General features: G+C 71.3%; 18 protein-coding genes. 16 read left to right on the top strand and 2 right to left on the bottom strand.

Translation table 11 applies throughout. From position 1 onward, the window contains the following. Positions 1 to 220: 220 nt before the first annotated feature. From AC0QU1_RS17155 to clpX, 13 genes are all read left to right on the top strand, one after another. A complete protein-coding gene (locus tag AC0QU1_RS17155) occupies positions 221 to 2,518 on the top strand; it encodes a serine hydrolase (protein WP_483570959.1) in 2,298 nt (765 codons plus the stop codon). 3 nt (positions 2,519 to 2,521) lie between these two features. After that, on the top strand, positions 2,522 to 3,955 hold the full coding sequence (locus AC0QU1_RS17150; RefSeq protein WP_483570957.1) for a sensor histidine kinase: 1,434 nt from the start codon (positions 2,522 to 2,524) through the stop codon (positions 3,953 to 3,955). Positions 3,956 to 3,966: 11 nt separating this feature from the next. Then, on the top strand, positions 3,967 to 4,629 hold the full coding sequence (locus AC0QU1_RS17145; RefSeq protein WP_483616246.1) for a response regulator: 663 nt from the start codon (positions 3,967 to 3,969) through the stop codon (positions 4,627 to 4,629). A gap of 324 nt (positions 4,630 to 4,953) precedes the next feature. Beyond that, positions 4,954 to 6,033 (top strand): glycoside hydrolase family 5 protein, encoded by a 1,080-nt coding sequence (locus AC0QU1_RS17140; protein WP_483570953.1) that lies wholly within the window; start codon positions 4,954 to 4,956, stop codon positions 6,031 to 6,033. Between the two features lie 94 nt (positions 6,034 to 6,127). Further along, positions 6,128 to 6,517, top strand: coding sequence for a hypothetical protein (locus AC0QU1_RS17135; RefSeq protein WP_483570951.1), 390 nt, complete (start codon positions 6,128 to 6,130; stop codon positions 6,515 to 6,517). A 112-nt stretch (positions 6,518 to 6,629) separates the two neighbouring features. Further along, positions 6,630 to 7,760, top strand: coding sequence for a flavin-containing monooxygenase (locus AC0QU1_RS17130; RefSeq protein ID WP_483570950.1), 1,131 nt, complete (start codon positions 6,630 to 6,632; stop codon positions 7,758 to 7,760). Positions 7,761 to 7,853: 93 nt separating this feature from the next. Next, entirely contained in the window at positions 7,854 to 9,158 is a 1,305-nt protein-coding gene (locus AC0QU1_RS17125; protein WP_483570949.1) for an ABC transporter substrate-binding protein, read from the top strand. Then, on the top strand, positions 9,155 to 10,075 hold the full coding sequence (locus AC0QU1_RS17120) for a carbohydrate ABC transporter permease (protein WP_483570948.1): 921 nt from the start codon (positions 9,155 to 9,157) through the stop codon (positions 10,073 to 10,075). Before AC0QU1_RS17125 ends, AC0QU1_RS17120 begins: the two co-directional genes overlap by 4 nt. Further along, a complete protein-coding gene (locus AC0QU1_RS17115; protein WP_483570947.1) occupies positions 10,072 to 10,977 on the top strand; it encodes a carbohydrate ABC transporter permease in 906 nt (301 codons plus the stop codon). Before AC0QU1_RS17120 ends, AC0QU1_RS17115 begins: the two co-directional genes overlap by 4 nt. 328 nt (positions 10,978 to 11,305) lie before the next feature. Further along, positions 11,306 to 12,676, top strand: coding sequence for a trigger factor (gene tig, locus AC0QU1_RS17110; protein ID WP_483576723.1), 1,371 nt, complete (start codon positions 11,306 to 11,308; stop codon positions 12,674 to 12,676). A 240-nt stretch (positions 12,677 to 12,916) separates the two neighbouring features. Beyond that, positions 12,917 to 13,555 (top strand): ATP-dependent Clp protease proteolytic subunit, encoded by a 639-nt coding sequence (locus tag AC0QU1_RS17105; protein WP_483570946.1) that lies wholly within the window; start codon positions 12,917 to 12,919, stop codon positions 13,553 to 13,555. A 41-nt stretch (positions 13,556 to 13,596) separates the two neighbouring features. After that, entirely contained in the window at positions 13,597 to 14,310 is a 714-nt protein-coding gene (locus AC0QU1_RS17100; protein ID WP_483570945.1) for an ATP-dependent Clp protease proteolytic subunit, read from the top strand. Positions 14,311 to 14,598: 288 nt separating this feature from the next. Beyond that, positions 14,599 to 15,885, top strand: coding sequence for an ATP-dependent Clp protease ATP-binding subunit ClpX (gene clpX / locus AC0QU1_RS17095; RefSeq protein ID WP_483570943.1), 1,287 nt, complete (start codon positions 14,599 to 14,601; stop codon positions 15,883 to 15,885). Between the two features lie 148 nt (positions 15,886 to 16,033). Here clpX and AC0QU1_RS17090 read toward each other — a convergent pair whose 3' ends face one another. Then, positions 16,034 to 17,869 carry an AMP-dependent synthetase/ligase gene (locus AC0QU1_RS17090; protein ID WP_483570942.1) on the bottom strand — a complete coding sequence of 612 codons (1,836 nt, stop codon included), beginning with the start codon at positions 17,867 to 17,869 and terminating at the stop codon, positions 16,034 to 16,036. Positions 17,870 to 18,017: 148 nt separating this feature from the next. Between AC0QU1_RS17090 and AC0QU1_RS17085 the strand changes: the two genes are divergently transcribed. The 3 genes from AC0QU1_RS17085 to AC0QU1_RS17075 all read left to right on the top strand — a co-directional run bounded on the left by AC0QU1_RS17085 (position 18,018) and on the right by AC0QU1_RS17075 (position 20,422). After that, entirely contained in the window at positions 18,018 to 18,365 is a 348-nt protein-coding gene (locus tag AC0QU1_RS17085; RefSeq protein ID WP_483570940.1) for a chorismate mutase, read from the top strand. A 201-nt stretch (positions 18,366 to 18,566) separates the two neighbouring features. Next, positions 18,567 to 19,745, top strand: a complete 1,179-nt coding sequence (locus AC0QU1_RS17080; protein ID WP_483616244.1) for a baeRF2 domain-containing protein — start codon at positions 18,567 to 18,569, stop codon at positions 19,743 to 19,745. A 176-nt stretch (positions 19,746 to 19,921) separates the two neighbouring features. Next, the gene (locus tag AC0QU1_RS17075) at positions 19,922 to 20,422 is read left to right on the top strand and encodes a DUF1877 family protein (protein WP_483570938.1); all 501 of its coding nucleotides are present in this window, start codon (positions 19,922 to 19,924) and stop codon (positions 20,420 to 20,422) included. 401 nt (positions 20,423 to 20,823) lie between these two features. On the opposite strand, the gene valS is transcribed toward AC0QU1_RS17075, so the two are convergent. Beyond that, the gene (gene valS / locus AC0QU1_RS17070; RefSeq protein ID WP_483570936.1) at positions 20,824 to 23,577 is read right to left on the bottom strand and encodes a valine--tRNA ligase; all 2,754 of its coding nucleotides are present in this window, start codon (positions 23,575 to 23,577) and stop codon (positions 20,824 to 20,826) included. Positions 23,578 to 23,632 lie beyond the last annotated feature (55 nt).

Genomic DNA, 23,632 nt, shown 5'->3' with positions numbered 1-23,632 from the left:
CGATCCTCCGCGGTTGACCATGCGCCTGCTGCGAGATGCGGCCCGCGTTCCCGCAGCGAGCGCATGGTCCACCTCGGTCGTAGGCGGCTCCGCCAAAGGTCGTAAGCCAAGTGCCTGCCTGCGGGCGATGTGGTGAAAAGGGGATCCCGACAGGCTGGTCCCGTCCGGAGAAAAGGCTCCGGAGCAGCCCGAACACCTGCCGAGCGCGAGGAGCGCGACGATGTTCCCGTCCACTGACCACACGCCCACCGAGCGGCCCGGCGGCGACCCGCTGAGCGGCCGCCCGCTGCGCGACCACCCGCTGCACGGCCGCCCGGCGCACCGTGCCCGACGAGTCGCCGCCGGCCTCGCCGCACTGGGGATCCTTGCCGTCACCGTCGCGGCCGGCGCACCGGCGTCCGCCACGGTGCGGACGACGGCGACCGCGGCCTCCGCCACGGCGCGGACGGCGACGGCGGCACCTGCGACGCCGACCGCCGCCGCCCCCACATCGACCGGGGCGACCGCCGCCGCATCCGGCACCGCGACCACTCCGGCGTCGACCGCCGAGGACCCCGCCCCGCCCCCGCGGATCTCCGCCCCGGCCGGCGAGCACCCCCTGACCGCGCAGGACGTCGACGCCTGGCTCGACGGCCTGCTGCCGGCCGCGCTGGAGAGCGCTGGCATCGCGGGCGCCGTCGTCACCGTGGTGGACGACGGCGAGATCGTCACCACCCGCGGCTACGGCTACGCCGACACGGGCACGACGGGCGGCGAGGCCGTGCCGGTCGACCCCGAGCGCACGCTGTTCCGCCCGGGCTCGGTGTCCAAGCTGTTCACGGCCACCGCCGTCATGCAGCTCGTCGAGCGCGGCGACGTCGACCTGGACACGGACATCGCGGAGTACCTCGACTTCGACGTCCCACGCAGGTTCGACGGGCCGATCACGCTCCGGCACCTGCTCACCCACACCGCCGGGTTCGAGGAGCGGATCGCCGGCCTCATCGGGTTCGGCGACCAGCCGGTGGTCCTCCGCGACGCCCTGGCCGAGGACCCGCCGGAGCAGGTCTACGAGCCCGGCACCGTGCCCGCGTACTCGAACTACGGCAACGCGCTCGCCGGCTACATCGTCGAGCGGGTCAGCGGTGTGCCGTTCGAGGGGTACGTCCAGCGGAACATCCTCGCGCCCGCCGGGATGACGTCGTCGACCTTCGAGCAGCCGCTGCCGGCCGAGCTGCGCGACCGGATGTCGCAGGGGTACCCGTCGTCCGCAGCGGCCCCCGGGCAGTTCGAGATCGTCGGGACGCCGCCCGCCGGGGCCCTCACCGCGTCGGCGCCCGACATGGCGCGCTTCATGCTGGCCCAGCTCGGCGAGCCGGGCACCGGCTCGATCCTCGAACCCGAGACGCTCGACCTCATGCAGGCCCCAGCGCTGGACGAGAGCTCGCTGGGCAACCTCGCCGCGAGCCCCCGGATGACGCTCGGCTTCTTCGACGAGAGCCGCAACGGCCACCGGATCGTCGGCCACGGCGGCGACACCCAGTACTTCCACTCGCACCTGCAGCTCTACCCGGAGGAGCGCACCGGGATCTTCGTCTCGCTCAACAGCACCGGCGCGAACGGCTACGTCAGCCTCGCGCTGCGCGACTCCGTGCTGCACGGCTTCAGCGACCGGTACTTCCCGGCCGGCACGGCCGACGTCGCCGGCGCCGCCGGGACGGGCACCCCGGCGGCCACCACGGACGGCGGCGGCGCGGCGGGCACCACGGACGGCGGCGCGGCGCCGGCCACCACCGAGGCGACCGCCAAGGAGCACGCGGCGATCGCCGAGGGCACCTACGTGTCGTCGCGCGGCATGCAGAGCACGTTCCTCGCCGCGCTCGACACCTTCAGCACCACCCAGCTCACGGCCCGCGCGGACGGCCGCCTGCTGATCACCCCCGGCCCGCTCTCGGTCTCACCGGCCCTGTACGAGGAGATCGCGCCCTGGGTCTGGCGTGAGGTCGGCGGCCAGCGGACCATCGCGATGCGGGTCGCGGACAACCGGGTCGAGGCAATCTCGTTCGAGGGGGCCTTCGCGATGCTGCCGGTCCAGCCGGAGCGCGCCCCGGCGGTCGTGCTCCCGGTGCTCGGGGTCTCCGCCCTGATCCTGCTGGTGACCGCCGTCGCCTGGCCGGTCGGCGCGATCCGCCGCCGGGTCCGGAGGCTCGCCCTGCCCGAGGGCACCGGACGCGTGTCCCGCATCCTCACGAAGATCGCGGTGGTCGCCACCGTGTTCGCCCTGGCCGGCTGGACCATCACCGTGCTGACGGTGATGAACCTGCAGGACGTCCCGGTGGCCTCCCTGCGACAGCTCCAGGTGGTCCAGGGGATCGGCGTGCTCGGCCTGGTCCCGGCGGTGGTGCAGGTGGTCGGCGCCGTCCGGCACCGGCACGGCTGGGCTCGCATAGCGGGCACGGTGCTCGTGGTGCTCGCCCTCGCCGGGGTCGCGTGGCTCGCCTTCGCGCTCCGCCTGCTGGCGCCGTCGGTATCGTACTGAGCCATGCCGACGACGGACGGGCCGACCACGGGCGGCCCCACGCAGGGCGGGCCGACGGACGGCTCCGCGGCGCTCGGCGACGTCCCCGTCCCGCAGCGCGCCGGCCGGCTCGACGCGCTGCTCGACCGGCTCGGCCTGACCACGCCGCTGGCGCGGGACGGCCTGCTGGCGGGGCTCGTCCTGCTCGTGACGGCCGGCCTGATGGTCGCGCTCTTCGGCGCCGTGCTGGAGAGGGAGGGCCTGGTGGTCGGCCCGGCGCAGGGTGTGGTGCTGGTGGTCGCCTCGTGCGTCGCGGCGCTGCCGCTCGTCCTGCGCCGGGTCCGCCCGGTCCTCTGCCTCGGCCTGGTCGTCGCGTGCCAGGTGGTCGTCGTCGCGGTCTCTCCGCCCGAGCTGTCGGTCGGTGGGATACCCCAGTTCGTCGCCGCCTACACGGTCGGCACGCTGCTGCCGGCCCGTCGCGCCCTCGCGATCACGGCAGCGGCGGTGCCGGCCGCACCGGCCACGGCGGTGGTCGTGAGCCTCGTCGCCGGCGTCAACCCCCTGGTCCCGGCCGGCCTCCACCTGCTGGCGGGTCTCGTGACCTACGTGGCCAGCGTGCTGGTGGGCGGCGCCGTGGCGACCCGGCGGCGCTACCTCGAGCTGCTCCGCCTGCGGGCGGCCGAGCTCGTGCGGACGCAGGCGGCGACCACCCAGGCCGCGATCTTCGCCGAGCGGTCGCGCATGGCGCGCGAGCTGCACGACGTCGCGGCGCACCACCTGTCCGGCCTGGTGGTGCAGGCCGCCGCCGTCGAGCGGCAGATCGACAGCGACCCGCAGGCCGCCAAGGCCGGCACGGCCTGGATCAGGGCGCAGGGCAAGGAGACGCTCGACAGCCTCCGCCTCATCGTCGGCGTGCTGCGGGAACGCCCGAGCGTGGACGACGACGGGCACGACGCCCCGCCGCCGGGGCTCGGCGCGCTGGACGGGCTCGTCCGGACGGCGCGCGGCCTCGGCGACGGCGTCGACCTGGTCCGCGAGGGCACGCCGCGCGAGCTCGCCCCTATCGCCGACGCGGCCTTCTACCGGGTGGCCCAGGAGTCGCTCTCGAACGCCCGCCAGCACGCGCCGGGTGCGCCCGTGCGGATCGCCGTCCGGTTCGGGGAGCGGGAGGTGTCCCTCGACGTGGTCAACGAGCGCGCCGTGGGTGGCGCCGCCGCGGACTCGGCGCGTCGGGACTCGGGGCGTGCGGACTCGGGGCGGCAGGGGATGGGTCTGATCGGCATGCGGGAGCGGGCGCACCTGGTCGGGGCGACGCTCACGGCGGGCGCCACGCCGTCCGGCGGGTGGCGCGTGCTGCTCACGCTCCCGCTGCACCATGAGGCCGGCGGGACGCCGGCTTCGGCGGGGCCTGGCGGGCGACCCGGCACGGCGGGCGTGCCGAGCGAAGGGGGACAGTGATGATCAGGGTCATGCTCGTCGACGACCAGGCGGTGGTCCGGGCGGGGTTCCGGTTCCTCCTCGAACAGGCCGAGGACATCGAGGTGGTCGCGGAGGCCGCCGACGGTCCGACGGCGGTGGAGCTCGCCCGCCAGCACCACCCCGACGTCGTCTGCATGGACGTGCGCATGCCGGGCGGCGACGGCCTCGCCGCGACCCGGGAGATCGTGTCTGCCGGCGGCCCGCCGGGTTCTTCGAGCACGACGCCGGCGGTGCTGGTCGTGACCACGTTCGACCTCGACGAGTACGTGTTCGGGGCGCTGGAGGCCGGCGCGAGCGGGTTCATCCTCAAGGACTGCGAGCCCGAGGAGCTGATCGACGCCGTCCGCCGGCTCGCCGACGGGCAGGGCCTCATCGACCAGGCGGTGACCCGCCGGGTGATCACCGAGTTCGCCCGCCGCAAGGCGCCGCCGCAGCACGCGTCGGACGCCGTGGCGCAGCTCACCGCCCGGGAGGCCGAGATCGTGCGGCACCTCGCCAGGGGGCTGTCGAACGCCGAGATCGCGCGGGAGCTCGTCGTGGAGACGAGCACCGTGAAGTCGCACCTCGGCCGCGCCATGGCCAAGGTGGGCACCCGCGACCGGCTGCAGACGGTGGTCTGGGCCTACCAGAACGGCCTCGCCGACCCGGCATAGCCCGAACAGCCCCCTGCCCGGGCCCCGGATGTTTCCCGAACCCGACCGACGCCGTGCACCGCTTCTCTTTGAGACCGAGGTTTGTTGGCTTTAAACCCCATCAAAGCCAACAAACCTCGGTCTCAAAGAGAAGGGAACCAGAGCCCGGGCCGGCTCCACGACGTGTGGGAATCCCCCATTTCACCCGGCTGCGGATCTTGCTAGCTTCCTTGCAACCGGCGGGTCGGCAGAGCAGCCGGCCGGCTACGGCTCCGTCCACAACCGAGGTGGTCTCATATGGTCTCCCGCCGCGCACCGATCGTCGTCGCAGCTGCCACGGCTGCGATGTTGGCACTCGGAACGGCCCTCGTTCCCCTGCTGCCGGCCACGGCCGTCGTCACCGGCTCCGCACCGGCGCGGACCGCGACCGCGCCGCAGTCCGGGTCCGCACCGGAGCAGAGCGCGACGACGCCGAGGTCCGAGTCCGAGCCGGACGCCGTCACCCCCGTCGAGGCCAACGGTCAGCTGCGCGTGTGCGGCGTCCGGCTGTGCAACGAGCAGGGCACGCAGATCCAGCTCCGCGGCATGAGTACGCACGGCACCCAGTGGTATTCGCAGTGCGTCACGAACGCCTCGCTCGACACCCTCGCGTACGACTGGAACGCCGACGTCATGCGCATCTCGACGTACGTGCAGGAGGGCGGCTACGAGACCGACCCGCAGCGGTTCACCGCGCTGGTCAACCAGTACATCGACATGCTCACGGCGCGCGGCCTCTACGCGATCGTCGACTGGCACATGCTCGACCCGGGCGACCCGAACGTGAACCTGGACCGCGCCAGGACGTTCTTCACCGCGATCGCCCAGCGGAACAGCGACAAGAACAACATCATCTACGAGGTTGCGAACGAGCCGAACGGGGTGTCGTGGCAGACCATCAAGGGCTACCACGAGCAGATCGTGCCGGTGATCCGCGCGCAGGACCCGGACGCCGTCGTACTGCTGGGCACCCGCGCCTGGTCCTCGCTGGGCGTCTCGGACGGCGCGAACGAGTCCGAGGTGGTGAACAACCCGGTCAACGCCTCGAACGTGATGTACACGTTCCACTTCTACGCCGCGTCGCACGGGCAGGAGTACCTGGACGCGCTGTCCCGCGCCGCGGACCGGATCCCCATGTTCATCACGGAGTTCGGCACGCAGAACTACGCGGGCGAGGACGCCAACGACTTCGCCATGGCGCAGCGGTACCTGGACCTGGCGGCGTCGAAGAAGATCAGCTGGGTCAACTGGAACTACTCCGACGACCACCGCTCGGGCGCCGTCTTCACCGAGGGCACGTGCTCCGGCGGCGACTTCGGGACCGGCCGCCTCAAGGAGGCGGGCGCCTGGATCCGCGACCGGATCCGCACCCCGGACGCGTTCTAGCACCGTGCCGCGCGGGCACGGGCCTGGTCCCGTGCCCGCGCAGCCCGGCGCCCGCCGCTGATGCCACCCGCGGCGGTTGCGAGAGCATGGCCCGATGCGCATCATCCAGCTCCCGGCTCGGGAGATCTCGCGGTTCGGCAGCGCCGGCGTCGACATGGACTTCCTGCCCCAGGTGCCGGGCGCCGAGCGCACCACCGTGCACATCGCCCGGATCGTCGCGGGCGGCGTCCTGGGCGAGCACCCGGCGACGCTGCTCCAGGTCTTCGCCGTCCTCGCGGGCGAGGGCGTGGTCACCTCGAAGGGCGTGGACGGCGCGGCCGACGAGCGCTGGCCGATCCAGCCCGGCCAGGCCGCCGTCTGGGAGCCGGGCGAGATCCACGAGACGACGGCGACCACCGACCTGCTCGCGACGATCGTCGAGACCACCACCGCCGAGCTCACGTACCGCGACCACGCTCTCCTGTTCGGCCCCCCGCTGCCGTGAGCGCCCCGGGGCCACGAAAGGTCCGCCGCGAGAACGGCATCCGGCATGGCAAGCGGGCGAAAACCAGGCCTGATCCCATGGTCGAGGCGGACCTCGGGTCTACGCTCCCGCCATGGTGTTCACCGTGTATGTCGTCGGGGCCGGGCCCGCCGGGCTCGCCGTCGCCGCCACCCTCCAGGGCAAGGGGCTCGACGTCACCGTGCTGGAGAAGTCCGAGCACGTCGGCAACGCCTGGCGCAACCACTACGACCGCTTGCACCTGCACACCACCCGCGGCCTCTCCAAGCTGCCCGGCCTCCCCATCCCGCGCGAGTACGGGCGCTGGGTCGCGCGCGACGACGTCGTCCGCTACCTCGAGGCGTACGCCGCGCACCACGAGCTGCGGATCGAGCACGGCGTGGAGGTCACGCGCCTCGACCGGTCGGACGGCGTCTGGACCCTCACCACCGCCAACGGCACCAGCTCGCCCGACCCCCGCACCGCCCACGCCGTCGTCGTCGCCACGGGCTACAACCACACCCCGCACTTGCCGGACTGGCCCGGCCACGACGAGTTCCCAGGCGAGATCGTGCACGCGAGCCGGTACCGCAACCCCACCCCGTATGCGGGCAAGCACGTGCTCGTGGTGGGCGTCGGCAACACCGGAGCGGAGATCGCGCAGGACCTCGCCGAGGGCAGCGCCGCGAGCGTGCGCCTCGCCGTCCGCACGCCGCCGCACATCGTGCGGCGCAACCAGGGGCCGTGGGCAGCGCAGTACACGGGCGTGCTGGTGCGCCACCTGCCGACCGCCCTGGTCGACGCCCTCTCCGTCCCCGTCCGCAGGGCCAGCTTCCCGGACCTGGCCCGCCTCGGGCTGCCGGTCCCCGAGGTGGGCCTGGCCACCCGGGTCACCCAGGGCGCCATTCCCGTGCAGGACGTCGGCCTGGTGGCCGCCGTCCAGGCCGGCACCGTCGAGGTGGTCGCAGGGATCGAGCGGTTCGACGGCGGCGAGGTGGTCCTGGCCGACGGCGCCCGCCTCGCCCCCGACGTCGTGCTCGCCGCGACCGGGTACCGCCGCGCGCTGGAGCCGCTGGTCGGCCACCTGGGCGTGCTCGGTGAGCGCGGCAAGCCCCTGGCGACGCGTGGCCGCCCGGCCACGCCCGGCCTCTACTTCACGGGCTACACCAACCCGATCAGCGGCATGTTCCTGGAGATGGCGGCCGACGCCCGCCGGATCGCCCGGAGCGTGGCCCGAGGCCGCTGACGGCAGCCGGTCGCCGTCTCCGTACCAGGACACGACGTATCGATTCGGCCGAAATGCTTGACACCTCGACCTCGGGACGGAAGCGTCCGGCGCATGAGCCGCCGAACGACCCTCGCCGTAGCGACCACCGCCCTCGTGGCACTGACGCTCGGGGCCTGCGCGCCGTCGTCGGACAGCCCGGAGCCGGGGGCTGCCGCGGGGGAGGGGTGTGACGGCGAGGCCGTCGCACTCGACGTGTGGTCCTGGCGCACCGAGGACGTGAAGACCTACGAGCGGATCTTCGACGTCTTCGAAGAGGCCAACCCGTGCATCACGGTGAACTTCCAGGCCCACCTCAACACCGAGTACGACCAGATCCTGCGCACCGGCCTGACCGGCTCCGACGGGCCGGACATCGCGCAGGTGCGCTCCTACGGCCTGCTCCAGCCGCTCGTCGAGGGCGGCAACCTGGAGCCGCTGGACGACCTGGTCCCGGCCCTCGCCGACTTCGACGAAGCCATTCTCGACGGCTCGCGCGGCCGGGAGGACGGCGCCGTCTACGGCGTGCCGCTGGCCACCCAGACCATCCAGGTCTACTACAACACGGCGATCTTCGAGGAGAACGGCCTGGAGGAGCCGGAGACCTGGGACGACTTCCTCGCGATCAACGAGACGCTCCTGGAGAACGACGTGACGCCGCTCGCCGTCGGCGCGCGCGACGTGTGGTTCGTGCCGACGGTGCACGACGCCCTGACCTCCGCCCAGTACGGCGGCGCCGACTTCCAGCAGGCCCTGCGCGACGGCGACACCGACTTCACCGACCCGGCGTACGTCGACTCGATCCAGACGCTCAAGGACCTGCAGAAGTACATGCCGGACGACGTGACCGGCGTGCCGTACACCGACGCGCAGGTGCTGTTCACGTCCGAGCAGGCCGCGATGTTCGCGGGCGGCTCCTACGAGCAGGCGTTCTTCCAGGACGCCAACCCGGACCTCGACCTGGGCGTGTTCCAGGTGCCCCCGCCGCCCGGCTCGGCCCTCGACCACCCGGTCAGCGCCGGGTACGCCGACGGGAGCTGGGGCCTGTCCGCGGCGACCGAGCACCCGCAGGAGGCGGAGACCCTGCTGAACTGGCTGGCCACGCCCGAGTTCGGGCAGCTCGTGGCCGACGAGCTCAAGCAGTTCTCGCCGATTCCCGGCGTCGAGTACTCCGACCCGCTCCAGCAGGAGATGTGGGACCTGTACCAGGAGAACCCGTCGCCGTACCTGCTGCTGGTGGACTACCGCTACGGCGACCCGGTCGGCACCGACCTGATGGGCGAGGCGGGCCAGCAGCTCTTCCTCGGCGACACCGACGCCGAGGGCGCCGCGCAGCACATCCAGGACGGCCTGTCGGCCTGGTGGACGCCGGGCGAGTGAGCCGCCGTCGGACAGCGGCGCTGCCCACGCCCGTCGCACTGCTCTTCCTGCTGCCCGCCGCGGCGCTGTTCGCCGTCTTCGTGCTCTACCCGATGGCGACGGCGCTGACCTACTCGCTCTTCTCGTGGCGCGGCACCGCGCAGGAGGCGTTCGTGGGGCTGGACAACTTCGTCGCGCTCTTCTCCACCGAGCCGTACCGCAGCCAGCTCCCGCGCGCGTTCGGGCACAACGCGCTCCTGTTCGCCGGGGCGATGGTGGTGCAGAACTCGGTGGGCCTGCTGCTGGCGTACGCGCTGCACCGGCGCGACCGGCTGCGCCGCCTGTTCCAGGTGCTGTACACCATGCCGTACCTGGTGTCGCCGCTGGTGGTCGGCTACCTGTGGTCGCTGCTGCTCTCGCCGCTGTTCGGCCCGGTGAACGCCGCGCTGCGCGCCGTCGGCCTGGAGGCGGTGGCCCAGCCCTGGCTGGGCGACCCGGACACCGCCCTGTGGGTCGTCGTGCTGGTGACGGCCTGGCAGTGGGTCGGGTTCCCGCTCCTGATCTACGGCGCGGCCCTCGGATCGCTCGACCCGGCGATGGAGGAGGCCGCCATGCTCGACGGCGCGAGCGCCCGCCAGCGGTTCTGGCACGTCACCCTGCCCATGCTGCTGCCGGTGATCGGCACCGTGAGCGTGCTGACGTTCATCTTCTCCATGGAGGCGTTCCCGATCCCGTACGCCCTGGGCGGCTCCACCGGCAGCCCGGCGGGCGCCACCGACGTCATGTCGCTCCTCTTCTACCGGACCGCCTTCCACTCGGGTGCCTCCAACGCGATAGGCGTCTCGTCGGCGGTGGCGATCGTGCTGTTCGTCGTGATCGTCGGCGTGTCGGTGCTGTTCACGCAGTGGTTCCGGCGCGTGGAGCGGAGACTGACGTGAGGCGCACCGACGTCGTCCGGCCGGCGGGCGCCCGGCCGGCGGGTGAGCGGACGGCGGCGGGACGGCGGCCGGGCGCGGGCGGGCGGCGCGGGGCGCGGCGGGCCCTGGTGAACACCGTGCTGTGGGGGTACGCGGCCGTCGCGCTGCTGCCCCTGCTGATCATGGTGTGGAACTCGTTCCGGTCCGACCAGGAGCTCGTGGCCGACCCGCTCGGCCTGCCGCAGAGCCCGTCGTTCGACGCCTACCGCGAGGCCTGGGTCGAGGCGTCGTTCTCGACCTACTTCCTCAACTCGGTGCTGGTCACCGTGGCGTCGGTCGCCCTGTCGACGGCGGTGTCGCTGCTCGCGGCCTACGCGCTGGCCCGCTCGCGCTCCCGGCTCATGGCCGTGATCGAGCAGGTCTTCGTCTCGGGCCTGATGATGCCCGTGTTCCTGATGATCGTGCCGATCTTCTACCTGCTCGACATGATCGGGCTGGCCTCGACCCGGACCGGCCTGATCCTGGTCTACGCGGCGGTCTCGATCCCGTTCTCGGTGTTCGTGCTGGCCACGTTCCTGCGCCAGCTCCCGGTGGAGCTGGAGGACGCCGCCCGGATCGACGGCGCCGGCCCGCTGCGCACGTTCTGGTCCGTCATGCTGCCGCTCGTGCGGCCCGCCGTCGCCACCGTGGTGGTGTTCCGCTTCGTGCCGATCTGGAACGACTTCTTCTACCCGCTCATCCTCGTGCGCGACCGGGCCCAGTACACGCTGCCGGTGGGCCTGACCACCTTCTTCGGGGAGTACCAGACGTCGTGGTCCACGCTGTTCGCCGGGCTGGTCATCGCGACGCTGCCCCTGGTGGTGCTGTTCCTCCTCGCGACACGGCAGATCGTCGCGGGCCTCACGGCGGGCATGGGCCGCTGACGGCCGCCGGCGGGCGGTGGGGCGGGCAGCGCCGGGGGCCGCCGGCGGACGGCGCGGCGGCCAGTCGGCGGGCGGTGCGGCGGGCAGTCGGCGGACGGCGCGGCGGGCAGTCGGCGGGCGGTGCGGCGGGCAGTCGGCGGACGGCGCGGCGGGCCGGTCCCTTGCATTCGGCGCCTGAGGTCGCGGGGCGTACCATGGACGGGTTGCCCGTGCGCCTGCCGCACGTCGCTGTCAGCGAGCAGCCGCAACTGAGTTGAGCATCCCCGCGCCACCCCGGGACGCAGTACGCCGGCGTGTGCGCACCCCCGACATTCTGGAGACCATCGAAGTGAAGAGCGCCGTCGAGACCTTGGAGCCCACCAAGGTCAAGCTGACCGTCGAGGTGGACTACGACGAGCTCAAGCCGAGCATCGATCACGCCTACGAGCACATCGCGGAGCAGGTGAACATCCCGGGCTTCCGCAAGGGCAAGGTCCCGCCGCGCATCATCGACCAGCGGGTCGGCTGGGGTGCCGTGATCGAGCACGCCGTGAACGACGGGCTCTCCGGGTTCTACCGTGACGCGCTCGGCGAGACCGACCTGCGCCCGCTCGCGCAGCCGGAGGTCGACGTGACCGAGGTCCCGGCCAAGGCGGGCGAGGGCCAGCTCAAGTTCACGGCCGAGGTCGAGGTCCGTCCCGAGATCGAGCTCCCTGAGCTCTCCGAGGTCGACCTCACCGTCGAGTCCACTACCGTCACCGACGAGGACGTCGCGGAGCGGATGGAGGCCCTGCGCGAGCGCTTCGGCACCCTCGTGGGCGTCGACCGCCCGGCCGTCGAGGGCGACTACGTGGTCATCGACCTCAAGGCCGTCATCGGCGACGAGGAGGTCGACTCCGTGTCGGGCGTCTCGTACCAGATCGGCTCCGGCAACATGCTGGAGGGCCTCGACGAGGCCCTGACCGGCCTGTCCGCCGACGAGACCACCACGTTCAAGGCGCCGCTCGCCGGCGGCGACCACGAGGGCGAGGAGGCGACGGTCACCGTGACCGCCACCTCGGTCAAGCAGCGCGACCTGCCTGAGGTGGACGACGACTTCGCCCAGCTCGCCTCCGAGTTCGACACCATCGAGGAGCTCAAGGACGACCTGCGGACCCAGGTCGCCGGCATCAAGACCTCCAACCAGGCCGTCACCGCCAGGGACGCGCTCATGGAGAAGCTCCTGGAGACCGTCGAGGTCCCCGTGCCGAACGGCGTCGTGGAGGCCGAGGTGCACCGCCACCTCGAGTCCGAGAGCCGCCTGGAGGATGACGAGCACCGCGCCGAGGTCACGGAGGATGCGACCAAGGCCATCAAGAACCAGATCCTGCTCGACACCCTCGCCGAGAAGCTCAACGTGCAGGTGAGCCAGAGCGAGCTCGTCGAGTACCTGGTGAGCGCCTCCCAGCAGTACGGCATGGAGCCGAGCGAGTTCATCAAGACGCTGGAGCAGGGCGGCCAGATCCCCGCCATGGTCGGCGAGGTCGCCCGGTCGAAGGCCCTCGCTGTCGCGCTGCGCCAGATCGAGGTCAAGGACTCCGACGGCAACGTCGTCGACCTGAGCGAGTTCATCGGCTCGGAGGAGGCCGACGAGGCCCAGGCCGCGCTCAACGACGCCATGGCGCAGGCCCAGGCCGCCGCCGGCGCGGAGGCCGAGGCGTCGGAGCCCGCCAAGGCCTGATCCACCGGCCCGAGCAGGCCGAGGCACGACGTCCGACGGCGGTCCGCACCTCGCGCACGAGGGTGCGGACCGCCGTCCGCGTTGGCCCTGACTTCGCCGTGGGCAGCACCGGTGCGCTGTAGGCGAAACGGCCGCCGAATCAGGAGTTCCGGCGGGCAGAGGCACGTTAGGGTCAAGCGACACGACGTCGATGGACGTGGGCCAGAGGCTGGTCCAACAGCGAGAGTCAGAACCGAGGAGATGGACGTGAACGATCTGCTGCGGATGGATGCTGGGCCGGTAGCGCGGACGGAGGGTGCTGGCTTCGGGCTCAACGACTCCATCTACAACCGGCTGCTCAAGGAGCGCATCATCTGGCTGGGGTCGGAGGTGCGCGACGAGAACGCCAACGCGATCAGCGCGCAGATGATGCTTCTCGCGGCCGAGGACCCCGACAAGGACATCTGGCTGTACATCAACTCGCCGGGTGGTTCCATCACGGCGGGCATGGCGATCTACGACACCATGCAGTGGGTCAAGCCGGACGTCGCCACCGTCGCGATGGGCATGGCGGCCTCGATGGGCCAGTTCCTGCTGTCGTCGGGCGCCAAGGGCAAGCGGTACGCCACGCCCCACGCCCGCGTGATGATGCACCAGCCGTCGGGCGGCATCGGCGGCACGGCCACCGACGTGCGCATCAACGCGCAGCTCATCATGCACATGAAGAAGGTGCTCGCCGAGCTCACGGCAGAGCAGACCGGGCAGCCGCTCGAGACGATCATCAAGGACAACGACCGCGACAACTGGTTCACGGCCCCTGAGGCGCTGGAGTACGGCTTCATCGACCACGTCGTGGAGAGCGCCGCGTCGGTCTCCGGCGGCGGCGGCATGACGAGCTGACCGCCCCGAAAGCATCCAGATCTTTTTCAGAGGAGACCACCGTGAGTCCTGAAGCCCAGTTCGTCGCAGCCGCGGAGCGCCTCGCCGGCGTCCGTTCGGGTGCGGGGATGCCCTTTGCCACCGCCGGCGCCATGCCGTCCGCCCGCTACGTGCTCCCGCAGTTCGAGGAGCGCACCGCGTACGGCTTCAAGCGCCAGGATCCGTACACCAAGCTGTTCGAGGACCGCATCATCTTCCTGGGCGTCCAGGTCGACGACGCGTCCGCGGACGACGTCATGGCCCAGCTCCTGGTCCTGGAGACCCAGGACCCGGACCGCGACGTGATGATGTACATCAACTCGCCGGGTGGCTCGTTCACCGCCATGACTGCGCTGTACGACACCATGCAGTTCATCAAGCCGCAGATCCAGACCGTGTGCCTGGGCCAGGCGGCGTCGGCCGCGGCCGTCCTGCTGGCGGCGGGCCAGCCGGGCAAGCGCCTCGCGCTGCCGAACTCCCGCGTGCTGATCCACCAGCCCGCGATGGAGGGCGGCGGCTACGCGCAGGCCTCCGACATCGAGATCCACGCCAACGAGCTCATCCGCATGCGCGAGTGGCTCGAGCTGACGCTCTCGACGCACAGCGGCAAGACGATCGAGGAGGTCCGGGAGGACATCGAGCGCGACAAGATCCTCACCGCCGCCCAGGCCAAGGACTACGGCCTGGTCGACGAGGTGCTCGAGTCGCGCAAGCCCGTGGCGGTCGTCACGAACTGACCACTTCGGTCGAGTCCGTCGAGGCCGCAGGTTCCCGACGCCGGGGCGTGCCACCAATACCGGTGGACGACCAGCCCCGGCGTCGGGCATTGTGAGACGCGCTGCACAGAACCTGACAAAATTGTCATGATGTGGTGAAAATCGGTCAGGCGACCCGCCGGGTCGCCCGGCTGACAACCGGCCACTGGTGGTGTGGAATGGATCTGAGACCGCTCGACGTCGCGGATCCGCTGGGCCGGTCGGCCCGGACGGGACTCCGCGAGGGTGCACAAGGCGAGGAGACAGGTAGTGGCGCGAATCGGTGACGGCGCGGAACTGCTGAAGTGCAACTTCTGCGGCAAGTCGCAGAAGCAGGTGAAGAAGCTGATCGCCGGGCCAGGCGTGTACATCTGCGACGAGTGCATCGAGCTGTGCAACGAGATCATCGAGGAAGAGCTCGGTGAGGCTGCGGAGCTCGGCCTGACGGAGCTGCCCAAGCCGCGCGAGATCTTCGACTTCCTCGAGCAGTACATCATCGGCCAGGACCCCGCCAAGCGCGCCCTGGCCGTCGCCGTCTACAACCACTACAAGCGGATCCAGGCGGGCGAGGCGGGACGGTCGATCAGTCCCGACGACCAGGACGCTGTCGAGATCGCCAAGTCGAACATCCTGCTCATCGGCCCGACGGGCACCGGGAAGACCTACCTGGCGCAGACGCTCGCCAAGATGCTCAACGTGCCGTTCGCCATCGCCGACGCGACAGCCCTCACCGAGGCGGGCTACGTGGGCGAGGACGTCGAGAACATCCTGCTCAAGCTCATCCAGGCCGCCGACTACGACGTCAAGAAGGCCGAGACCGGCATCATCTACATCGACGAGGTCGACAAGGTGGCCCGCAAGGCCGAGAACCCGTCGATCACGCGCGACGTGTCGGGTGAGGGCGTGCAGCAGGCGCTCCTGAAGATCATCGAGGGCACGACGGCGTCCGTGCCGCCGCAGGGCGGGCGCAAGCACCCGCACCAGGAGTTCATCCAGATCGACACGACGAACGTGCTGTTCATCGTGGCCGGCGCGTTCGCAGGGCTGGATGACATCGTCGCCGCCCGGGCCCGCAAGCGGGGCATCGGCTTCAGCGCCCCGATGGAGTCGATCGGGGACGAGGACCTGTTCGCCGAGGTGCGGCCCGAGGACCTGCAGAAGTACGGCCTTATCCCCGAGTTCATCGGCCGCCTGCCCGTCATCGCCTCCGTCTCGTCGCTCGACCGCGACGCGCTCGTGCGGATCCTCACCGAGCCGAAGAACGCCCTGGTGAAGCAGTACAAGCGGATGTTCGAGATCGACGGCGTGGAGCTCGAGTTCGACGACGCGGCCGTCGAGGCCATCGCCGAGCAGGCCCTGCTGCGGGGCACCGGCGCGCGCGGCCTGCGGGCGATCCTCGAAGAGGTGCTCCAGCAGGTCATGTTCGACGTGCCGAGCCGGGACGACGTCGAGCGCGTGGTCATCACCCGCTCCGTCGTGCTGGACAACGTGAACCCGACGGTGGTGCCGCGCAAGAGCCCGGTCCGGGGCCGCCAGCCGCGCGAGAAGAGCGCCTGAAAACCCGACCCCGCGGAGTGCGCGGGTCAGGGAGTGCGCTTCTACCCAGTGATCTGGCCCAGAACTCACGCGAGTTCTGGGCCAGATCACTGGGTAGAAGCGCACATTCGGTGCCCCGCCACCACCGCGGCGGGGGCGGGCGAGGGTGTCAGTGGGTGTGGGCGGCCGGGTGGGTGTGCTGCACCGGCGCGTTGTACAGCGCGTCGATGGTGCCCGCGAAGTCGGCGAGCACCTTGGACCGCTTCACCTTGATGGACGGCGTGAGGTAGCCGTTCGCCTCGGTGAAGTCGAGGTCGAGCACCGTGATCTTGCGGATCGACTCGGCCTTGGAGACCGCCTCGTTCGCCTGTGCTACCACCTTGTCGAGCTCGGCCAGCACCTTCGGGTGCACGCGGGCCTCGGCCACCGACAGGGCGGGCAGGCCGTTCGCGGCACACCAGCCCGGCAGCATCTCGGCGTCGAGCGTGACCAGGGCGCCGATGAACGGGCGCTGGTCGCCGACCACGACGACCTGGCTCACGATCGGGTGGGCGCGCATGCGGTCCTCGAGCACGGCCGGGGCGACGTTCTTGCCGCCGGCGGTCACGATGATCTCCTTCTTGCGGCCCGTGATGTGCAGGTGGTCGTGCTCGTCGAGCCGGCCGAGGTCACCGGTCCGGAACCAGCCGTCGACGAACGCCTCGGCGGTCAGCTCGGGCTGGTTGCGGTAGCCCCGGAAGATGTGCGGGCCGCGCAGCAGCACCTCGCCGTCGTCGGCGATGGCGATGTCCGTGCCGAAGAAGGCGGGGCCCACCGAGCCCATCACGATCTGGCCGGGCCGGTTGACCGACGTCGGCGCGGTGGTCTCGGTGAGGCCGTAGCCCTCGAGGATGGTCACGCACGCGCCGCGGAAGAAGTGGCCGAGCCGCTCGCCCAGCGGCGCGCCGCCGGAGACGGCCCACTTGAGCTGGCCGCCCATGGTGGCCTTGAGCTTGCTGAAGACCAGCCGGTCGGCGACCGCGTGCCGCGCCCGGAGCGCGCTCCCCGGGCCGGACGGCGTGTCCAGGGCCCGCGAGTAGTCCTCGGCGACCTGGGCCGCCCAGGCGAAGATCCTCGCCTTGAGGCCGGACGCCGCCCGCTGCTCCGCGCTGTTGTACACCTTCTCGAACACGCGGGGGACCGCCAGGAGATAGGTCGGGCGGAACGAGCCGAGGTCGGCGACGAGGTTCTTGATGTCCGGGGCGTGGCCCAGCACGGCCTGGCCCGCGATCGTCGCGACCTCGACGAATCGCGCGAACACGTGCGCCAGCGGCAGGAACAGGAGCGTGCGCGCGTTCTCGGCGTGCAGCAGCTCCGGGATGCCGACGGCGGAGTTCATCGCCAGGTGCACGAAGTTGCCGTGCGTGAGCTCGACACCCTTGGGCCGGCCGGTGGAGCCCGAGGTGTAGATGATGGTCGCCAGGTCGTCGCGCCGGACGGCGTCGCGCCGTCCGACCACGACGCCTGCGGACAGGTTGGTGCCGGCCTTGCGCAGCTCCAGGATGGCGCCGTCGTCGATGAGGAGGATGTCCTCCAGCGTGGGCAGACTCGGGCGTACCTGCGTGATCGTCTCGGCGTGCGCGGCGGACTCGGCGACGACGAGCCGGACGTCGGCGTCGGACAGGATCCACTGGACCTGCTCGGGCGACGAGGTCTCGTAGACCGGCACGGCGACGGCGCCGGCGGCCCAGATCGCGAAGTCGAGCAGCGTCCACTCGTACCGGGTGCGCGACATGATGGCGACCCGGTCGCCCACGCCGATGCCGCGAGCCACGAGGCCGCGGGCGACGGCGAGGGCCTCGTCCTCGAACTGGCGCGCCGACACCGTGATCCACGGGCCGTCGGGGGTGTCACGCCGCTCGATGAGCGCCTCGTCCCCGGAGCGGGCCACGCGATCCGTGAGGATCGTGTTGATGCTGGTGCCCTCAGGCACCTCCACCAAGGCCGGCGACGTGGCGAGTGTCATGTGCTGCTCCCCCTTTGAAGCTGAAGAGGCGAAGCCCCTGTTCCGGGCCTTCACCAAGTTGCGTGCCTGCTCGGCAGACTGTAGCCGATCGGCGTCGAGGGTCCGAACGGCTTCGCGGGCGGCGGCGTCGGACGGTTAGCCTCTACCTGTGTCTGACAACGAACCGACCGGCGCTCCGGTGCCCTCCGAGATCCTCCGGCTCCGCGGGAGCATCGACAACATCGACGCGGCCCTGGTGCACCTGCTGGCCGAGCGGTTCAAGATGACGCGCAGGGTCGGGGAGCTCAAGGCCGTCGGCGGCCTGCCGCCCGCGGACCCGGCGCGCGACCAGGAGCAGATCGCCCGGCTCACGAGCATCGCGGAGGAGGCCGGTCTCGACCCGGAGTTCGCCGTGCAGTTCCGCCAGTTCATCGTCAGCGAGGTGATCCGCCACCACGAGCTGATCGCCGCGCAGCACAAGGGCGAGAACCTGCCGGAGGTCGACACCTACGCTTGAAGGTGACCGATGCATGGTGCAGATTTGCCCGCCCGGGACGAGTCGTAGAGGCGGCCGGAAAGTGTGTCCGGTACAGGTCACGGGTAATTCCGGCACAGGGGTGGCGTCTGCCCGAGATTCGTCGTTTCCTGGAGGGAACGCCGGGGCGAGGTCATGCGGCAGGGCGTCACCTCGACCTCGGCGGGAGACGTGGAGGTGCGCATGAAGATCGACTGGCTCAAACCCCTCCTCGGCCACCCCGGCCCCTTTGCCACCCTCTACCTGGACGCGACGCCGTCCGAGCAGGCAGCCGACCGTGACGTCGGCGGCCGCTGGAACGCGGCGCGCAGGGAGCTGGCGCAGCAGAAGGCCCCGGCGGCCGTGCTGGACGCGATCGAAGAGGCGGTGCTACGGCCCACGAGGGTCCCGGGGCCGCACGGCCGGGTCGTCATCGCCGACGGCACGGGTGTGCTGGTGGACCGGGTGGTGAACAACCCGCCCACCACGACGGTGAGCTCCTGGGCACGGGTGCCCGCGCTGCTGCAGGCCGCGCTGGCCGCCGACGAGTCGGTGGAGCTGCTCAAGGTGGCCGTGGACCGGCAGGGCGCGGACTTCCTCCGCGCGGGGCCGGGCGGCAAGACGCACAGCACGTTCGAGGCGCCGCACGACGAGATCGCGAAGACGGGGTCCACGGGGGTCAAGCGGGCGCGCATCGAGTCGCGCGCCGAGGACTCGTGGGAACGCAACGCCGCCGCCGTGGCGGCCGAGATCGAGCGCCAGGCGATCGAGACCAGGGCAGAGCTGGTCCTGCTCACCGGGGACAAACGGGCGGTGTCGCTCGTGCGGGCCGCGCTGACGGCGACGGTCGCGGAGAAGGTGGTCGAGGTGCCCGGCGGCGGACGCGGAGCGGGCGTGCACGAGGGCGCGTTCGCCGAGCGCGTCGCGGAGGCGCTCGACTCCTACCGTGAGCGACGGCGCGAGCGGGTGCTCGCGGAGCTGCGGCAGGAGCTCGGCCGTGAGTCCAACGCCGTCACGTCGGTGGACGACGTCGTGGCCGTGCTCGCGCGCGGGCAGGTCAAGGAGCTCGTGCTGGCAGAGGAGTACGGCGCGAGCGCCGGCCCGGTGAACGGGCGCACGCTCTGGATCGGTCCGGACCCGATGCACATCGCGGCGAGCCGGTCCGACCTCGAGGCGATCGGCGTGACCGACCGCCTGGAGGAGCTGCCCGCGACGGTCGCGCTCGTGCGCGCCGCGGTGGGGCAGGACGCCGGCCTGACGTTCGCGCCCGAGGGCTCGGTCGAGCTCATGGACGGCGTGGCCGCAACCCTGCGCTGGCGCGACGACGGCACACCCACCGAGGCCCTCGCGAGCATGTCCGGCGACGACCGACGGCTGCATTGATCTGCCCACGTGAATTCGGTGTGAATTCTCGGCCGACTGTAGGGGTCTAAAGGCGCCCAGAACGGGCTTCTCTTGGGCTGGAATTTCCGTTTTACCGCGTATGAGAAATTGTTGCGCTCGAATGTGTCCGGTTTGCCCATACCCACGGAAACGCATTATCGGTACGGTCTCGGGCCATGGGGATGATTCATTGTGAGTACGCGCGGATTACGGCCGACGACTTCGACAGAGCACGTACAGATCTGACCTGGGCGCTGGAGCACATCGACGAGCTCGCGGGCGAGTGGGTGCAGATGGACCTCCCGCCGCGGGAGGCGAGGTACTTCAGCATCGGCACGGTCTGGGGCCCGCTCCACACGGCCCTGCTGGTGCACGGGGGGATGCCCGTCGACCCTGTGCAGGGTGGCGCGGAGCTGACCTCGACCGACGGGATCAAGCCGGTGCGCTACCTGGGCCCGGAGGAGGTGGAGAAGGCGGCGGCCTTCCTGGTGGGCACGTCGTTCGACGCCCTGGCGCCGCTCACCGTCCACGTGTGCGACGAGGAGGTCTGCCCGGACCCGGCCGAGCACGCGGCGGAGACCGATCCCGAGCGTCTGGCGGAGGCTTATGGGGAGCTCACCGCGTTCTACGGTGCGGCAGCCGAGGCCGGCGATGCCGTGGTGCTGATGCTCAACTGACCTGGCCGTCTCGACCGAGCGGATCGTTCGGTGAGGCTCGGTCGGGACTCGACCGACGGACTCGACCGACTCGACTCGACCGGTCAGGCTCGGCCGGTCAGGCTCGGCCGGTCGGGCTCGACGGCACGGGCAACCGGACCGAGCGGAACTGTCCGGACCGAGCGGAACTGTGGTGAGACAGAAGCGGGGGCCGGAGCGCTGATCAGCGCTCCGGCCCCCGCTTCTGTCTCACCTTCTCGGAAAAAGTTCTGCCTCGCTCACTCGCGAGCAGTTCGGTCCTGCCCCGCCAAACCGCTCTGCTCGCGAACCGCTCCGCTCGCGAACCGCTCCGCTCGCAAACCGCCCTGCTCGCAAACCGCCCTGCTCGCGAACCGCCCCGCTGGACAGCGCGCCCGGGTGGGTCAGCCCTTGTTGCGTGCCGGAGCCTCGCCCAGCTCGCTCGACGTCACGACCATGCCGCCCTGGACGGCCGGGTCGCCCTGGCCGCCGGCAGCGGTCACGAGATCGAGCGGGCCGGTGACGCGGCCGGCGGCCTTGACGTCCTCGACGGCGGACTCGACCGCGGCCAGCGAACCGGCGGGCACGGCCAGTGCCGCGGCGAGGATCGGCGTGCGCATCGATGCCTTGGCCTCGGACTTCACCTTGCGCAGCGCGGCGAGGGCGTGCCCGGCCGCCGTGAGGTCGGCCGGGTCGGCGCTGCCGCCGGCCACCCGCAGCGGCCCCGCGACGGGCCAGGGCGCGCGGTGCACGGAACCCTCGCGCCACCAGGACCAGACCTCCTCCGTGGCGAACGGCAGGTAGGGAGCCAGGAGGCGCAGCATGGTGTCGAGCGCGATCGCCAGGGCGGTGCGGGCCGACGTCGTCTCCGGGGAGATGTCCGCCGAGTCGGCACCCGCGCCGTAGGCGCGGTCCTTGACGAGCTCGAGGTAGTCGTCGCAGAACGTCCAGAAGAACGTCTCGGTGACCTCCAGCGCACGGGTGTGGTCGTAGGCGTCGAGCGCGGTGGTCGCCTGCTCGACGACGTCCCCCAGGCCCGCGAGCATCGACTTGTCCAGCGACACCGTGACGGCCGCCGGGTCGAGGGCGATCTCGCTGCCCGCGCCGCCACCGAACGACAGCGCGAACTTCGAGGCGTTGAGCACCTTGATCGCCAGGCGGCGCCCGATCTTCATCTGGCCCACCTCGAACGCCGCGTCCGTGCCCAGGCGGGCCGAGGCCGCCCAGTACCGCACCGCGTCGGAACCGTGCTCCACGAGCAGGTCCATCGGCGTGACGACGTTGCCCTTGGACTTCGACATCTTCTTGCGGTCCGGGTCGAGGATCCAGCCGCTGATGGTCGCGTTCTTCCAGGGCAGCACCTTGTTCTCCAGGTGCGAGCGCACCACGGTGGAGAACAGCCAGGTACGGATGATGTCCTGACCCTGCGGGCGCAGGTCCATCGGGTACACGCGGTCGAAGAGGTCCTGGTCGGTCTCCCAGCCGCTGACGATCTGCGGGGTCAGGGACGAGGTGGCCCAGGTGTCCATGACGTCGGCGTCGCCGACGAACCCGCCGGCCTGGCCGCGCTGGTCCTCGGTGTAGCCGGCGGGCGCCTGCGACGTCGGGTCAACCGGGAGCGAGTCCTCTGCCGGCACGATCGGGTGGTCGTAGTCGACCTCGCCGTTCGCGCTGACCGGGTACCACAGCGGGATCGCGACGCCGAAGAACCGCTGGCGGCTCACCAGCCAGTCGCCGTTGAGGCCGTTGACCCAGTTCTGGTACCGCACCCGCATGAAGTCGGGGTGGAAGTCCAGCTCCTTGCCGCGGGCCAGCAGCTCCTCACGGAGGTCCTGGTCGCGCCCGCCGTTGCGGATGTACCACTGGCGCGAGGTCACGATCTCGAGCGGCTTGTCGCCCTTCTCGAAGAAGTTGGCCTTGCGCTGGGTGGGCACCGGCTCGGTCGGCATGTCGCCCGACGCGGCCAGGGCGTCGACGATCGCCTTGCGGGCGGTGAAGGTCGTCTTGCCCGCGACCTCAGCCTCGAACAGCTCGACGCCGGGGCCGCCCGCGAGCCACTCCGGCACCTCGCGCGTGATGCGCCCGTCGCGGTTGATGATCGAGCGCGTCGGGAGCTGCAGCTCGCGCCACCACTGCACGTCGGTGAGGTCACCGAAGGTGCAGCACATCGCGATGCCCGCACCCTTGTCCGGCTCGGCCAGGTGATGGGCGAGCACGGGGACCTCGACGCCGAACAGGGGCGAGGTCACCGTCGTGCCGAACAGGTGCTGGTAGCGCTCGTCGTCCGGGTGGGCGATCAGCGCGACGACCGCCGGGATGAGCTCCGGCCGCGTGGTCTCGATGTAGACGGGCTCGCCGTCGGCCTGGTGGAAGGCGACCTTGTGGAAGTGGCCGGGGTAGTCGCGGGCCTCCAGCTCGGCCTGGGCCACGGCGGTCTGGAACGTGACGTCCCACAGACCCGGCGCCTCGGCCTGGTAGGCCTCGCCGCGCTGCAGGTTGCGCACGAACGCACGCTGCGCCGTGGCGCGCGAGCTGTCCCCGATGGTCTGGTACGTCTGCGCCCAGTCCACGGAGATTCCGAGCCGGCGCCAGAGCTCCTCGAACTGCTTCTCGTCCTCGGCCGTCAGACGCTCGCACAGCTCGACGAAGTTGCGGCGGCTGACCGGGACCTGGTCGGCGGCCTTGACGCTCTTGCCCGTGCCCTCGAACGGCGGCGTGAAGTCCGGGTCGTAGGGCAGCGACAGGTCGACGCGCACGCCGTAGTAGTTCTGGACACGGCGCTCGGTCGGCAGGCCGTTGTCGTCCCAGCCCATGGGGTAGAAGACCTCGAGGCCGCGCATGCGCTTGAACCGGGCCAGGATGTCGGTGTGCGTGTAGCTGAACACGTGCCCCACGTGCAGGGAGCCCGAGGCGGTCGGCGGAGGCGTGTCGATCGAGTAGATCTCGTCGCGGGTCTTGGTGCGGTCGAACGCGAAGGTCCGCTCCGCCGTCCACCGCTCGTCGAACTTGGCCTCGAGACCGTCCGTGCTGACCTTGTCCGGTACCTCCTTGACCACCGCGCGTATGACGTCGGCGCCGCCTACCGTGGCGGCTGGGGAGTCATGGGCGGGTGTGGTCGCGGCCGGGTCCGTCGGCCCGGAGGAGGCGGGAATGCTCATGCCCACCAGTGTTCCAGATCCGAGCAAGCCGAAGTGCACGTTATCCACAGGACGC

The organism is Promicromonospora noduliphila, from assembly GCF_056951025.1.
This window is presented reverse-complemented; position numbering and strand designations above follow the sequence as displayed.

What these genes read in the sequence shown, in the direction of transcription:
- AC0QU1_RS17125 (WP_483570949.1), top strand. Translation starts at nt 7,854, where the DNA reads ATGAGCCGCCGAACGACCCTCGCCGTAGCGACCACCGCCCTCGTGGCA.
- AC0QU1_RS17130 (WP_483570950.1), top strand. Translation starts at nt 6,630, where the DNA reads ATGGTGTTCACCGTGTATGTCGTCGGGGCCGGGCCCGCCGGGCTCGCC.
- AC0QU1_RS17105 (WP_483570946.1), top strand. Translation starts at nt 12,917, where the DNA reads ATGGACGTGAACGATCTGCTGCGGATGGATGCTGGGCCGGTAGCGCGG.
- AC0QU1_RS17090 (WP_483570942.1), bottom strand. Translation starts at nt 17,869, where the DNA reads ATGACACTCGCCACGTCGCCGGCCTTGGTGGAGGTGCCTGAGGGCACC.
- AC0QU1_RS17155 (WP_483570959.1), top strand. Translation starts at nt 221, where the DNA reads ATGTTCCCGTCCACTGACCACACGCCCACCGAGCGGCCCGGCGGCGAC.
- AC0QU1_RS17075 (WP_483570938.1), top strand. Translation starts at nt 19,922, where the DNA reads ATGGGGATGATTCATTGTGAGTACGCGCGGATTACGGCCGACGACTTC.
- valS (WP_483570936.1), bottom strand. Translation starts at nt 23,577, where the DNA reads ATGAGCATTCCCGCCTCCTCCGGGCCGACGGACCCGGCCGCGACCACA.
- AC0QU1_RS17135 (WP_483570951.1), top strand. Translation starts at nt 6,128, where the DNA reads ATGCGCATCATCCAGCTCCCGGCTCGGGAGATCTCGCGGTTCGGCAGC.
- AC0QU1_RS17140 (WP_483570953.1), top strand. Translation starts at nt 4,954, where the DNA reads ATGTTGGCACTCGGAACGGCCCTCGTTCCCCTGCTGCCGGCCACGGCC.
- AC0QU1_RS17145 (WP_483616246.1), top strand. Translation starts at nt 3,967, where the DNA reads ATGCTCGTCGACGACCAGGCGGTGGTCCGGGCGGGGTTCCGGTTCCTC.
- AC0QU1_RS17080 (WP_483616244.1), top strand. Translation starts at nt 18,567, where the DNA reads ATGAAGATCGACTGGCTCAAACCCCTCCTCGGCCACCCCGGCCCCTTT.
- AC0QU1_RS17150 (WP_483570957.1), top strand. Translation starts at nt 2,522, where the DNA reads ATGCCGACGACGGACGGGCCGACCACGGGCGGCCCCACGCAGGGCGGG.